Here is a 13,590-nt window from a genome sequence, read left to right as displayed (position 1 = left end):
AACTTTTGAATTAAGTAAGTCGGTATTAATAATCGTAATTAGTTTTACTAATAGTGTAAGGGAAGGTGAATGATAAACTCTGCACCTTTACCGGGGGAAGAAATGCACTTGAGTACCCCGCCATGTTTCTCAGTAATAATTTGATAACTTATTGACAATCCTAACCCAGTTCCCTTCCCCTCTGGTTTAGTGGTAAAGAAAGCATCAAACAGTCGTTGTTGCACGGGCTCTGTCATCCCAAGTCCCTTATCAGCAATGCGAACGATCGCATCACTGTTGTGTGCTATAGTGCGGATGCGAATTGTCGGACAATGGGTACGCTCGGTTATTGCCATGCCCCATGCCCCATCTCCTATTCCCTCATCTAGTGCATCAATCGCATTTGCCAACAAATTCATAAACACCTGATTGAGCTGACCGGAATAGCACTCCACTAGTGGTAAATCACTATACTCTTTGATGACCTCAATAGCAGCCCGACTAGAACTAGCTTTCAAGCGATGCTGCAAAATCATCAAAGTTGTTTCCAATCCCTCATGAATATCAACCATCTTTTTATCATCTCCATCCGCCCGTGAGAAGTTACGTAGAGACTGCATGATATCGCGAATGCGATTGGTTCCCAGTTTCATCGAAGAAATCATTTTGGGCAAATCTGACAGCAGGTACTCTAAGTCAATTGCCTCAATTTCCTCTGCAATTTCTACAGGTGGATCGGGCAAATACTTTTGGTAAAGATGCAACAGATGAATGAAGTCCTCAACATACTGGTTGGCGTGGGATAAATTGCCAGCGATGAAGCTTACAGGATTATTAACTTCATGGGCGATTCCAGCAACTAGTTGTCCCAAAGAAGAAATCTTTTCAGTCTGCACCAGTTGTGCTTGGGTAGAGTAAAGTTTTTGCAAAGATTGTTGTAACTGCTGGGACTTTTCCTGTTCGCGGGTATAGAGACGGGCGTTTTCTATGGCAATGGCAGCTTGATTCGTCAGTAGCTTCAAAAGTTCCAGACGCTCGCTCGTGAATGCTTCAGTTGCGAGGTTATTTTCCAGGTAGAAAATGCCAATTAATTTGCCTTGGTAAGAGATGGGAGTACACAGAACTGATTGAGGTTGATAACGCAGGATGTAAGAGTCATTTGGGAAGAGATCTTTACTCGTTTTGTTATTTAGAATCAAGGGTTGCTGAGTTCTAGCAACGTAGTTGATTACCGACTTTGGAATCTCTTCGCTTGTTTCCATTAAGATTGATTGTAGGACAACAGAGGAATGTTCTCTTGTGGCGATCGCTTCAATGAACAGTTGATTGTCTTTTACCAAAATCAAGCAACCTTTTTGGGCACCAACATTTTGTAGAATTATGTTTAGTAATTTAACAAGCAGGTCATTTAAGATAATTTCGCTGCTAATGGCAACAGATGCTTTCATCACTGTAGCCAGATCCAAAATTTGACTGCTGCTGGTTGTGGTTGAGGTTGTTTTAGTTGTATGTGTGGTAATGTTTCTGGTTATATCTGTTGCAGTTGTAAGGCTGTAGCTACGGATTATCGAGTTAGGATAGCGCTCATCTAAGTCTGTTACCTTCGCAATAGCTCCCCAATTGATATAGCCATAGTAAGCTTCAGTCATGTAAGTTTTGGCAATATTTGTTTTGTCGAGCGCTAAGTAAAACTCTGCTGCGAGTTCATTAGCTAGGGCTTGTTCTTGGATGTAACCATTTTCTTTTGCAAGGGCGATCGCACTGTCATACAAATCCATTACTCGAACTTTTTTCCCTAAAATTCGTGCTTTTTCTGCCTCTACTAGCTCATACTTATGTTGATAGTTTGACGGAGCATGATACGCCCATTGCCTCATTTTCTTCTGATTAACTGCCACTTGTTTCAGGTATAGCTTCTGCTCAAAGAGCGGGGCATTATTAAACTCGGCTAGAAGTGCTAGTGAATAGTAGAAGTTGCTGACAGAGTACATGAGAAAACTCGAACTACTTGCTTGGTATTTTTCTGTGGAGCGAGCATTTTTAATAGTTTCTTTATAATTTTTAAATAAATAATTAATAAAAGTCTTGCTAACAGACAACGCGCCTAACCAAGCAGGATTACCTCTAAAACAAGATATCATTTCCACTTCATGAAAAGCTTCACCAATTAAAGCGTATTTGTCTAAAGACTGTCCTTTTAAATTTAAAATAGTTTGTCTAAGAACACTTATAGATAAAGCAACTACTTCTAGCTTTAAATTCTGAAGTAGCTGAATATAGTTCACTAGTTTCTGCTCAACTAATTCCAGATTCTGTCCACTCCAAAACAAATTATAAATTAATGTCCAAACATTATAACTAGTATGTTCTATATCTCCAGTTTCTAACCCACTATGTATTGCCTCTTGTAGAGGTGCAATTGTTTCTTTAACAGGCTCTTTAAAGTGGCGGATGAAAGCATTGAACACAAAATAAACTTTACATTTGAGTGATTTAGAGTTTATATTGTTCAACAGCGCCAACCCCAATTTTCCAAAGCGATAGCCTGCTTCAATGTCTCCAAACTTGTCACATAGCATTCCACCATAAACAGTGTAGCCAAAAGCAGCAACGGCTGAGTTGCCATATTTAACCGATAACCTTACCATTGCCAGTATGATTAGTGGGAAAAGCAAAGAGCCTGCCTGAGCGGCAGCAGGAACAATAAGCATTAAGATTTGCATAGCCGCCAGTTTATAAGAAACGGTCATGGTTGGCAAAGCAGCTAAGTCTTCTATTCGTTTTCTAAATAAAGTTAATTTGGTCTCTACGACCGCTGCCAGTATATGTAACATTGTAGGTTTATTTGGCATTACCACACCAAGGGTTTTCAGAACTTGCACTCCAATATCCAAGGCTTCTTGCTGGCAATTTTGAGCGGTATAAGATTGAATTTGAATTTCATATACCCTGACCTTTTGTAGGATAGTATTAGCTTTTAGCAAAGCTATATTCGCTCGTGATTTTAAAGTCTCAAAATTACCGTTTAAATATAGCGGTTTTCAGTTGAGTCCAACACAGTCTGGTAAAATTTGAATAGAGTGTATTAATCAAATTTTTATGAAGGCTTACGACCAGGACTTGCGCCAAAAAATTATTGAGGCTTTTCGGAATCGAGAAGGTTCATATCGAAAGCTGGCAAAACGTTTTCATGTAAGTCTCAGTTTTATACAGACGTTACTAGGGCGCTATTTAGACACAGGAAGTATCGAACCATTACCACAGAAAAGTGGTAATCCACCTAAAATACAAGAGGAACATTATCCAATTTTACAAAAATTGGTAGAAGAGAATAACGATGCAACCTTAGAAGAATTATGCGAACAAATGGAGTTACAAGCTCAGATAAAAATTAGTCCATCAGGAATGAGTAAAACGTTACAAAAGCTTGAATTGACCCGAAAAAAAAACCTGACACGCAGCAGAGCAAGACACGGATAGAGTCAAAAAATTGAGACTCATTGTTTTGGGAAATTATCCGTACATTTGACTTGAACAATTTAGTTTTTGTTGATGAGTCTGGGGTAAATATAGCTATGACTAGACTCTATGCTAGGGCACTGAAAGGAAAAAGAGCACACGGTTCTCGTCCAGACAAGCGCGGTAAAAATGTAACTATCATTGGGGCGATCGCTACCCGTGGGATTGTTGGTGCAATGAGTTTTAAAGGTGGAAATGATAAAAATGCATTTGAAACCTATATTAACCAAGTTTTAGTACCTAATTTATGGTCAGGAGCTTGTGTAGTTATGGATAATTTTAGCTCTCATAAAGTTGTAGGTATCAAAGAAGCTATTGAATCTGTAGGTGCTCATTTAATTTATTTATTGCCCTATTCACCAGACTTTTCTCCAATAGAGAACTTTTGGTCAAAAGTTAAAGAATTTTTACGTTCACAAGAAACAAGAACTTATTACGATTTAGATAAAGCTATTACAGATGCTTTAGAAACTATCAATTTAAGTGACATTCTTGGTTGGTTCAAACATTGTGGCTATTGTACTGCATCTAACTGAAAACCGCTATATTCTGTTTCTGCTATCTCTATATATAAATTTAGTGTTAATTCATACTGACTCAACCAATTATCTGCTGCTAGAAGTTCCAACCCCACATTTAAATACTTAACAGCAGCGTCATAAGCAGTAGATACTTTGGCTTTCTTACCAGCGATCAGATTAAGTTTTGCTAGCTCGTCTTTTTCGGATTGGTTTGTAAGCAAGTCCACACCAACATTGAGCTGGTTGACAATATCTAAGACATTTTCTGTCAGTACTTCAGGTAATGTCTGTTTTAGAAGTAGCTGACCTATTTTTAGGTGAGTTTCCTGCTTTTTTGAAGAGGGAATTAGGGAGTACGCCGCTTGCTGCACGCGATCGTGCAAAAACTTATAACCCACTCCAGAGATTTTGGATTGTGAACCCCACCCTATAGCGGATAAACGTAGATAATTTTCCGTTTTATCTGCGTCCATCTGCGTCCATCTGCGGTTTTTAATTAATTCTTCTTCATCAAAAACTAAAGGAATTTTATAAGCTTCACTTAAAGGTAAAATTAACCCGGCTTGTAAGGCTGAATAAAGTTCGTTAGCTGTGACTGAGGGCGAGCGTTCATTTACAGTTGACAGCACATCTAAGGTAAATTTATCCCCTATACAAGCAGCTAATTTCAAAACCTCTTGAGTGGCTGATGGTAGCTTTTCAATTCGACTGGCTACCAGTTCCACCACACTTTTATCTGCGATCCCAACAGCTTGTATCTCTTCAAGACTCCATTGCCATCTCCCTTGACTTCTTTATTAAAGGGGGATTTGAGGGTATTAAAGTTAAATAATAAGAGATTTTCTTGATAAAGTACCTGGAGTAATTGTGTTAAAAAAAATGGATTTTCACCTGTTTTATTATAAATTAATTCAGCTAGAGATTGTATGCGATCGCTATCATTTAATATATCAGAAACAAGCTGATTAACATCGGTTAAATTTAAGGGTTGAAGGACTATATTACGAACAATAGTGCCAGTCTTCTCAAGTTCCTCAATAATTTGTATTAAAGGATGAGTAGGACTGACTTCATTATCCCGATAAGCCCCAATTAATAACAGATATTTACTATCTGAGTCAGTCATCAGCAATTGCATTAATTTTAAGGTAGCTGAGTCAGCCCATTGCAAGTCATCCAAAAAAATGACTAAGGGATGCTCTTTTAGGGTGAAGACTTTGATAAATTCAAGGAAGATGTGATTGAAGCGGTGTTGTGATTCTGTTAGACCGAGTTGAGGAACTTCTGGCTGAGGTCCGATGATTAATTCCACTTCAGGAATCACATCGATAATGACTTGCCCGTTTGCTCCGACTGCTGCTAAGATTTTATTGCGCCATTCATAGACTTGGGTAGCACTTTCTGTCAGTAACTGTCGGCTCAAGGAGCTAAAAGCTTGAATCAATGGTGCATAAGGAATATTCCGCTTGAATTGATCGAATTTGCCACTAATGAAGTAACCGCGTTGACGGGTAATCGGTTTATTAACTTCATTGACTACAGAGGATTTTCCAATGCCTGAATAACCAGAGACTAGCACCAATTCAATTTTGGATTTTGGATTTTGGATTTTGGATTGCTCCTCAGACCCCCCAGCGGCAACTCGTTCAAATGCTTTTAACAGAGTTTCAACTTCTTTTTCTCTGCCATAAAGTTTTTGGGGAATGAGCAATTGACTGAGGACATCTAAGCGTCCTGGTGTAAAATCTGTAATCTCACCTGTGGTTTTAAACTGGTTCAGACAAATCTCTAAGTCAGCTAATAGTCCCTTAGCACTCTGATATTTGTCTTCTGCATTTTTCGCCATCAGTTTTTTAACAATAGAGGAGATAGCGGAAGGTACCTCTGGGTTCAATTCCTCAATTGCAACGGGGAGTTTTGCAATATGACAGTAGACTAACTCTAGCAGGTCATCGCTTTGAAAGGGTAACTGAAGAGTTAACATTTTATAGAAGGTGACACCAAGAGAATAAAAGTCAGTGCGGTAGTCGAGAGTACGATTCATTCTCCCAGTTTGTTCTGGGGACATATAGGCAACAGTGCCTTCGAGTTGGTTGGGGTTAGCCAGTTGGGGTGTTTCTTTGCTTATAAGTGAGGCGATACTGAAATCAGTAAGCTTTACCTGTCCGGAAAGTGGATTGATAATAATGTTAGCGGGTTTAATATCTTTGTGAATGATATGCTGTTGATGCAAAGATGCCAGTGCTTGTGCTAGTTGCACAGCAATATCTAGAAAGGTAACTAGCTCTAATTTTTGAGTGTCAAGTAGTTGTTCGAGCGATCGTCCACCAAAATCTTCACATACTAGTACCAGTCGATTTTCAAAGGTTTCCAATCTTAAAACTTTGACAATGCCTTCAATATCTAAATTTTGCGTAATTTTATATTCGTGTTTGAGGCGAGTAATTTCACCCAAGGTGGGATAGTCTGCTTTGAGAATTTTGAGGATGACGCTTCGTCGATCTAGTTGCGACATACCCCGATAAAGAATGGTGTTGACTCCTAAGTGAATGAGTTCGGTTAATTCATAACCTGGAACTACAAGGGATGTAAGCATTGCAAAAAGTGTAGACTAGTACTGCTATGTTTAACATTCCCTACAATTTTCTGTTTCTAACAATTAGAAATTCTCCGTTATATAAAGGCAAGCCGGGACAATCATGAGCAACTTAAGGCTGTTCCCGACTGGCAAGAAAAACACTTAGATACTATGACAATTAGCTGTTATCTCCTCATACCAGCAAAAATTTCCTGTGCTCTATCAATTTGTTTGCGTACAGCTTGTGCGGAAGCGTGTAAAGCACTTATTTCTTCATCTGTCAAGCTTAGCTCTACAATGCTTTCAAGTCCATTCCACCCTAAGCGACAGGGAACTCCAATAAAAATATCTTTTAAACCGTATTCGCCCTCAAGATATGCGGCGGCTGGTAATAAGCGAGATTGATTGAGGAGTATTGATTCCACCATAATGCAGGTGGAAGAAGCGGGTGCAAAAAAAGCTCCACCTGTTTGCATCAGTTCGACAATTTCTGCACCACCGTTACGGGTTCGTTCTACCAACCGTCTAATTGTATCTGTATCTAACAATTCTGTAATTGGAATGCCGTTGACGGTGGAGTAACGGGGGAAGGGTACCATTAAATCCCCGTGACTTCCCAACACCATGGCTTTGACATCTTGGTGACAAACACCTAACTCCATGGCAATAAAGGCTTCAAAGCGAGATGAATCTAGGACACCAGCCATACCTAGAATGCGATCGCGTGGCAATCCAGTTGCTTGCCATACCAAATAAGTCATCACATCTAAGGGATTTGTGACAACTATATATATTGCATGGGGAGAGTGAACGAGTGCTTTTTTAGCTGCTTCCACAACTATCTTCGCGTTTGTCAGTAACAAGTCATCTCGAGTCATACCTGGTTTACGGGGAAAACCTGCCGTGATGACAACAATATCAGACTCAGCAGTATCGGCATAGTCATTTGTGCCGATAATCTGGCGGTTGTGCAGTTCAATTCCCCTTGCCTCCATCAAATCTAGTGCTAATCCTTGAGGCATTCCTGGAACAATATCTAGCAAGACAACGTCTGCCAAATTTTTTTCGACAATCCGTTGGGCTAGGGTACTCCCAACTTTACCTGCACCAATAACGGTGACGCGGGGCAAACAACTTATCTTTGAGAAGGAAGGGGAATTGCTAATCATAAAAGTTAGAGTATTTTTGCTAGTGGTTGATGTACAGCCACCAGTTACCAGCTATCAGTACCTCTGGTGATAGCTGATGCTGACAGCTTTATTTGAACTCCTCAAGTTGATCCAAACGCAGCCAAATGTTTGGTGTTGGAACTTTCCCGAATTTCACTAGGGCGTAGTCACCTTTGAGTTCGACGACTTCACCCTTGGTTTCAAACAAGTAGGAAGGAAATCGGGTATCGCTGGCTTGTGCTTCTACACTGTTTTCTAATTTCTCGCGGACAGCACGAACCATATCTCCTTTTTTGACAGCCATGAGGAATCCTCTTGAGTTTGTACACTGTTGTATTAAGGATCTTAACTCGTGCTTAGTTTTTATTCTGTTAAGACAAAATTTAAACCGCAGATGAACGCGGATGTACGCAGATAAAATTTGGAAAATTATCTGTCTGCACCAGCGTGTATCGATGGTTAGTGGTTTTTGATTACATGGTGTTGATTAAATGTACTCTTAATTTTTATACAGTAAGTTGTTTGCAATTGGATTGCAATATCTGAAATTTTGAATTTTGAATAACTTATAGCATTGGGGATTGGTGATTAGGGATTAGGCATTGGGATTGACAATTGGTGAGACAGCCCTGAAGGAGGGTTTCCCGACCTAGGGGACTGCGTTCGCGAAGCGTCTCCTGAGGAGATACCCGAAGGGCGATTGGGAAAACCTTATTTATCTTTGGCAGTGGGAACAATAGTGACTTGAACGCCCTGCTAATCTTGTACGTAGAATTGCAGTGCCGCAAACTCGGCAAGGTTCTCCGGTACGGTTGTATACCCAGGCAACACCACCGTAGTTACCGTTAATGCCTTTGACGTTTAGGAAGTTACTAAAAGTTGTACCTCCGTGCGTAATACTGGTTTCTAAGACTTTTATGATGCACGAGCGCAAGCGTTCGATTTGCTCTCGCTGCAAATCTGTACATAAGATTTCTGGAAGTATTTGACTGGAAAATAATGCTTCATCCGCGTAGATGTTCCCTAACCCTGCTACTACTGACTGATCGAGGAGTGCTGTTTTGATGGGGCGGCGACGATTTTTGAGTTTGTTTGCTAGGTAATCTACAGTAAATTCATGAGAGAATGGGTCTATTGCTAGTTTTGCTAAACCAGTGATGATGCTTTCTGGCGCTTTACCTGGCGGTACCCACCACATTTGACCAAAGGTACGCTGATCTACAAAACGGAGTTCGCGATCGCTCTGAAAAAATAATCTAACTCTCGTATGCTTGTGTAATGGTTCCTCTCGATGCAGCCACAAAAGTTGACCTGTCATTCGTAGATGGACTCCTAGGAAGCCAGAACAGGGGGTAGATGAAGATACATCGTTTTCCTTGTCCCCCTTGTCTTTTGTGGAGCAGCTGAGTTCAGCTAGTAAGTATTTGCCGCGACGATGCCAAGTTGCGATCGCATTATCTTGAATAGCCGTTAAAAATTCTTCTGGTGATAACGGGTAAGCAATGGTGCGATGGAGGAGTACATCTCCACCAATGATTTTTTGGTTCAGGGTTAATTGATTTAAGCCTCGTCGGACTGTTTCAACTTCAGGCAGTTCTGGCATTTGTTTTGTCAGCCGTGATAAGAGAGGAGAAAGGGGAGAGAGATGGGAAGACAAGGTAGAGGGGGTAGACAAGGTAGAAAAGGAGGAAATTCTTTCTTGTCCCCCTTGTCCATCTTGTCCCCCTTGCCACCTTGTCCACCTTGTCCACCTACCTCCCTTTACCTCATCATAGCTAGCAACTAGCTGTTACTTTTTCGCCTTAGCTTTAGGAGCTTCGACCTCGACTAATTCGCTTTCTGCGAAATTGTTGGTGTTGATGCCAGCGTAATTTACGTTATTAAAACGGACGATGACTGGGTACTTGATACCACTTTGGTCAATGGATGCCACAGTTCCTGTATCTTGATACCAGTAGGATTCGGGGCGGAGAATACGGACTTTAGAACCACGTTGAACCATGAGTTTCTTCCCTTTTAGTTATCAATCGCCAATCTAAATTAGGCTAATTGATTTCACTCTACAGGTTTAAGGTCGTTTACAGGTGTTTTGTTAAGTTATTTGTCTATTGGGGATTGGGGATTGGGAATTGGGGAACTCGGGGCCCCCTCTGGGGATAAGGGGCAATGGGGATTGGGAATTGAGGATTGGGGATGGTTATTAATACTTTCTTGTCCTCCTTGTCCCCAGTCCCTTGTACCCAATTCCCAATCCCTAACAAAGTCCCCAGTCCCTTGTACCCAATTCCCAATCCCTAACCAAAAAAATTTTTATCCAGATTGGCAGAAGTTGGGTGTGGATGTCTATAAGTAGTTGCGGACTGCTTGATAGAAAGCCGCAACGCTCCAGAAACTTATTTTGACTGGTTTTCGTCCACAGGGTTAACTTAAAGTCATCTATCCATACATCCATCTGTCATCCAAGACGTTTGAACGAAAGCATCAGGGATAATCGCACTTAAGGAAAGTAGTGAAATGATTTCTTTTGATACTGAACAGTGACAGAGGGATTTAGGTAAAATCGCATCACTGCTCACTAGTCACTGGTCACTGGTTACTGGTCACTGATTACCGTAATTTTACTGGTGAATCTCTGCGTCCCAAGGCTGAAATGGGTGAAACCCTCCTTGACAACGGCTGTGGGATCGCGTATTTTCAATGGTCGCAAACACTTTTTTTTGGGAAATTCTTATGCTTTTACCAAGACGAACACGCTACCCTCGTTGCCCCTGCCAATCCGTAAATTGTTATCTAGATAGGTAATATCCAACCAACCTTGTTGTTCGTTGCTATTGAGCGTAAAATCAATAGCGGTAAATTTTTTACGAGCCTCTATCTGTTGGATGAAAGTTTCTGGGGAACTATAACCTAATAACCGTTGTAATCCAATAATCGAACGCTCAAATTTGACATTGATTCTCCTACCTGAAACAGGCTCAAATTTGGCAGCAACACTAACAATGCTTTCAAGTAATGGTAAGCCGTAAACTTCCGCTATGTTGTAAACACTGTTAGTTTGTATGCGTATACACTGATAAATTTGACCGAGCTTGTATAAAGGTACGTTATCAATATTTAATAAAGCTCTACTCGTGGTGTATACAAGTCGCCAGTCGCCTTCCAATAAATCGGAAGCTTCGACTGGACGGGGTGTAGGATTAATATCTTCTAATTTTGCAATTGCAATTAAAATGGTTTGTTTCTCTTGCTCAGTTGCAATCAAACCGCGATTTTTACCTGCAATTGCTTCTAAAAGAGTCGCTTTTCCTAACATAATTAATTTCACCTCAAAAACGTCAGTATTGAAAATATATTGATGAACAATGTATAGCATCACACCAAAAGCTAATTTACTGTGACTCTTTACCCTTTTAAGAAATAATTTTGTCTGATTTCTGAAAAAGGGGTTGAATTAACAAGTAAATCGTGCATTATCAAGTGATAAACTCTAAGTGTCTAGTTATCATCTCCATATAGTGTCTTCGTAAATATGCTAAATTCACCACTGCGTGAGGAACCCCGCAACAGACGAGCTCCTGTAATTCCATTAAAGCAAGAGTCTTCCTTGTTAGATTGGCTGCAAGCAAACGGTCGTCTTATAGCACGAGATGTTCATGAAAGCGACTATTCGGAAGAAGAAGAAGAGATATCAGAGTTTTTGAGTACTGACGACGGAATTAGCGATTTTGACTATGATGACGATGATGATGTCGTCCCAGATGAAGAATAGCTAATCCAAGCTTGAGACGTATTGGCACAGCCAAATCCTATTTGTTTAATTTTGCAAGTGTGGAGTGAAGGGAAATATCCGTGGACGCTAAGTTATCTCCTAACCAAGGGTTAAGTATCATTAATGGCATAGGTTTAGTCTCCCTACTCGGTGTAGGACTGGGTGTATCAGCGCTAATTCTTGACGGCATGGCAAATAGAATGCCTTGGCAAGGTATGTCACTGACTTTACCTCTACTATTCTGTGCTGTCGCATCAGCAGCAGTTGGTTTCTGGGCAGTACCATTGCTACAAGCGCTGAAAACGGGGCAAATTATCCGCGAGGACGGTCCTCAAGCTCATTTGAAAAAAGCAGGAACTCCAACAATGGGGGGCATATTCTTTGTTCCCGTAGCAGTGATTTCTGCTTGCATCTGGTCTAACTTTGCAACAGAAGTACTGGCTGTTGCTGCTTTGACACTCAGCTACGGGTTGATTGGTTGGATTGACGATTGGCAAATTCTCCGCCGCAAGTCAAACAAAGGTATGTCCCCCCGCATGAAACTGATTTTGCAAGTGACATTTGCATTTCTGTTTTGTCTGTGGCTTTTAGTTTCTCATCCCGCTCATATTACGAATATAGCTTTACCTTTTGGTTTGTACATTCCTCTAGGGCTTCTCTTCTGGCCTTTAGCTGGTTTTGTACTCGTAGCGGAAAGCAATGCTACTAACCTCACTGATGGTATTGATGGCTTGGCAGGAGGAACAGTAGCGGTCGCATTATTAGCGTTAGGTGCTTTAGTCGCACCAACTTCGCCCGGATTGATGGTTTTCTGTGCTTCTCTAAGCGGTGGTTGTGTAGGTTTCTTAGTCCACAACCGCAACCCAGCCCGAGTTTTTATGGGAGACACCGGTTCCTTGGCTTTAGGAGGTGCTTTAGCAGCAGTCGCTTTGTTGGCAAACAGCTTGGTAGCACTGTTCATTCTCAGTGGCATCTTCTTCGTAGAAACCCTTTCTGTAATGGCGCAAGTTAGCTACTACAAAGCTACGAAAGGTCCAGATGGTAAAGGCAAGCGTCTTTTAAAAATGGCTCCACTACACCATCACCTAGAACTTACTGGTTGGTCGGAGTTACAAGTTGTTGCTGTGTTCTACATCATCAGTGCAATTTTGGCTGTCATCGCTCTTACGATAGGTCAATTTTGATGTGTTGAACAACAACTTAAATACGAGTTAAATAACCTCCTCAACCTGAACTTGAGGGGGTTATTTGTTTTATCCCATTTTAGATTCAGTAGGTTGGGTTGAGGAACGAAACCCAACATTGAGAAGAACGAAACCTTCGTTCAATACATTTGGCAATTAAAAATTCACTTTATAAGGGATGTCCAAGAAATAAATTATCCATCTTATGGTACGGGCTAGAAGCCCGTACCACAAGAGAAAGTTGGTTATTTTTTTATTTGGAAGTCCCTAAATGACTAACGCTCGGTAATTAACTTTACCAAATGCACAAGTTCTGGTAAGATTAGCTTCTCCATAGCTAATCTCACAGCATTAGTGGAACCGGGCAAAGAGAAAATCAGTTTTTGTTGGTATGTACCCGCAACAGCGCGAGATGCGATCGCACGCGAACCAATTTCTTGATAACTTAAAAAGCGGAATATTTCTCCAAATCCGGGCAAAGTTTTTTCCAGCAGCTTTTCAATAGCATCATATGTAGTGTCTCTTGGTGCGATACCCGTACCACCATTAATCAGGAGAACATCTAAATTATGGGACTGACCCAACAATTTTATTTGCTCTTGAATTTGTTCTGGTTCATCTTTGACAATCGTATAAGCTTCTATAGTGTGGTTGGCATTGCGAAGTAATTCTTGAATGAGTTGACCGCTCTTATCTGTTTCTGGGGTACGGGTATCGCTCGCGGTAATCACTGCACAAGCAACTCTCATGTTTGAGGTATCTGGATGCGGAAGGTGAGTCATAAATAAATTTTGTTAGTGGTTAGTTGATAGTTGATAGTTGATAGTTGATAGTGGTTATTAGCTACTAACTACTAACTACCAACCACTAA

At 40.8% G+C, this 13,590-nt stretch carries 11 protein-coding genes and 1 pseudogene; 4 read left to right on the top strand and 8 right to left on the bottom strand.

The window, feature by feature from the left end; all coding sequences use genetic code 11:
- Positions 1–47: 47 nt before the first annotated feature.
- Entirely contained in the window at positions 48–2,963 is a 2,916-nt protein-coding gene (locus ACKTT2_RS32965) for an ATP-binding protein (protein ID WP_407894708.1), read from the bottom strand.
- A gap of 115 nt (positions 2,964–3,078) precedes the next feature.
- Here ACKTT2_RS32965 and ACKTT2_RS32960 point away from each other — a divergent pair, with 115 nt between their 5' ends.
- Together ACKTT2_RS32960 and ACKTT2_RS32955 are read left to right on the top strand one after the other, a co-directional pair.
- On the top strand, positions 3,079–3,459 hold the full coding sequence (locus ACKTT2_RS32960) for a helix-turn-helix domain-containing protein (protein WP_407894706.1): 381 nt from the start codon (positions 3,079–3,081) through the stop codon (positions 3,457–3,459).
- 95 nt (positions 3,460–3,554) lie between these two features.
- Entirely contained in the window at positions 3,555–4,034 is a 480-nt protein-coding gene (locus ACKTT2_RS32955) for a transposase (RefSeq protein WP_407894704.1), read from the top strand.
- Positions 4,035–4,036: 2 nt separating this feature from the next.
- Here the strand turns inward: ACKTT2_RS32955 and ACKTT2_RS32950 are convergent.
- The 6 genes and pseudogenes from ACKTT2_RS32950 to ACKTT2_RS32925 form a co-directional block, all read right to left on the bottom strand.
- A pseudogene (locus ACKTT2_RS32950) lies at positions 4,037–6,615 on the bottom strand (ATP-binding protein); the annotation flags it as partial.
- A 167-nt stretch (positions 6,616–6,782) separates the two neighbouring features.
- Complete coding sequence (gene mdh, locus ACKTT2_RS32945) at positions 6,783–7,763, bottom strand: malate dehydrogenase (protein WP_407894804.1); 981 nt, start codon at positions 7,761–7,763, stop codon at positions 6,783–6,785.
- A gap of 91 nt (positions 7,764–7,854) precedes the next feature.
- Positions 7,855–8,070, bottom strand: a complete 216-nt coding sequence (locus ACKTT2_RS32940; RefSeq protein WP_407894702.1) for an NAD(P)H-quinone oxidoreductase subunit O — start codon at positions 8,068–8,070, stop codon at positions 7,855–7,857.
- A gap of 411 nt (positions 8,071–8,481) precedes the next feature.
- The gene (locus tag ACKTT2_RS32935) at positions 8,482–9,369 is read right to left on the bottom strand and encodes a DNA-formamidopyrimidine glycosylase (protein ID WP_407894700.1); all 888 of its coding nucleotides are present in this window, start codon (positions 9,367–9,369) and stop codon (positions 8,482–8,484) included.
- Positions 9,370–9,555: 186 nt separating this feature from the next.
- Positions 9,556–9,768, bottom strand: coding sequence for a photosystem I reaction center subunit IV (locus ACKTT2_RS32930; RefSeq protein ID WP_407894698.1), 213 nt, complete (start codon positions 9,766–9,768; stop codon positions 9,556–9,558).
- Positions 9,769–10,494: 726 nt separating this feature from the next.
- Complete coding sequence (locus tag ACKTT2_RS32925; RefSeq protein ID WP_407894696.1) at positions 10,495–11,079, bottom strand: PAP/fibrillin family protein; 585 nt, start codon at positions 11,077–11,079, stop codon at positions 10,495–10,497.
- 216 nt (positions 11,080–11,295) lie between these two features.
- Between ACKTT2_RS32925 and ACKTT2_RS32920 the strand changes: the two genes are divergently transcribed.
- Both ACKTT2_RS32920 and mraY read left to right on the top strand, forming a co-directional pair.
- Positions 11,296–11,535 (top strand): DUF3134 domain-containing protein, encoded by a 240-nt coding sequence (locus ACKTT2_RS32920; protein WP_407894694.1) that lies wholly within the window; start codon positions 11,296–11,298, stop codon positions 11,533–11,535.
- 80 nt (positions 11,536–11,615) lie between these two features.
- Positions 11,616–12,719, top strand: coding sequence for a phospho-N-acetylmuramoyl-pentapeptide-transferase (gene mraY / locus ACKTT2_RS32915; protein WP_407894692.1), 1,104 nt, complete (start codon positions 11,616–11,618; stop codon positions 12,717–12,719).
- Positions 12,720–12,994: 275 nt separating this feature from the next.
- Here the strand turns inward: mraY and ACKTT2_RS32910 are convergent, their stop codons facing one another.
- Complete coding sequence (locus ACKTT2_RS32910) at positions 12,995–13,501, bottom strand: MogA/MoaB family molybdenum cofactor biosynthesis protein (RefSeq protein ID WP_407894690.1); 507 nt, start codon at positions 13,499–13,501, stop codon at positions 12,995–12,997.
- Between the last annotated feature and the right edge of the window lie 89 nt (positions 13,502–13,590).

This window comes from Scytonema hankhaensis NUACC26 (genome assembly GCF_045865695.1).
Lineage (GTDB): Bacteria > Cyanobacteriota > Cyanobacteriia > Cyanobacteriales > Nostocaceae > Scytonema.
Note: the sequence above shows the minus strand (reverse complement) of the source record. Positions and strands in the feature narration are given on the sequence as shown.

What these genes read in the sequence shown, in the direction of transcription:
- ACKTT2_RS32925 (WP_407894696.1), bottom strand. Translation starts at nt 11,079, where the DNA reads ATGTTAGGAAAAGCGACTCTTTTAGAAGCAATTGCAGGTAAAAATCGC.
- ACKTT2_RS32930 (WP_407894698.1), bottom strand. Translation starts at nt 9,768, where the DNA reads ATGGTTCAACGTGGTTCTAAAGTCCGTATTCTCCGCCCCGAATCCTAC.
- ACKTT2_RS32960 (WP_407894706.1), top strand. Translation starts at nt 3,079, where the DNA reads ATGAAGGCTTACGACCAGGACTTGCGCCAAAAAATTATTGAGGCTTTT.
- ACKTT2_RS32910 (WP_407894690.1), bottom strand. Translation starts at nt 13,501, where the DNA reads ATGACTCACCTTCCGCATCCAGATACCTCAAACATGAGAGTTGCTTGT.
- ACKTT2_RS32955 (WP_407894704.1), top strand. Translation starts at nt 3,555, where the DNA reads ATGACTAGACTCTATGCTAGGGCACTGAAAGGAAAAAGAGCACACGGT.
- ACKTT2_RS32940 (WP_407894702.1), bottom strand. Translation starts at nt 8,070, where the DNA reads ATGGCTGTCAAAAAAGGAGATATGGTTCGTGCTGTCCGCGAGAAATTA.
- ACKTT2_RS32920 (WP_407894694.1), top strand. Translation starts at nt 11,296, where the DNA reads ATGCTAAATTCACCACTGCGTGAGGAACCCCGCAACAGACGAGCTCCT.
- ACKTT2_RS32935 (WP_407894700.1), bottom strand. Translation starts at nt 9,369, where the DNA reads ATGCCAGAACTGCCTGAAGTTGAAACAGTCCGACGAGGCTTAAATCAA.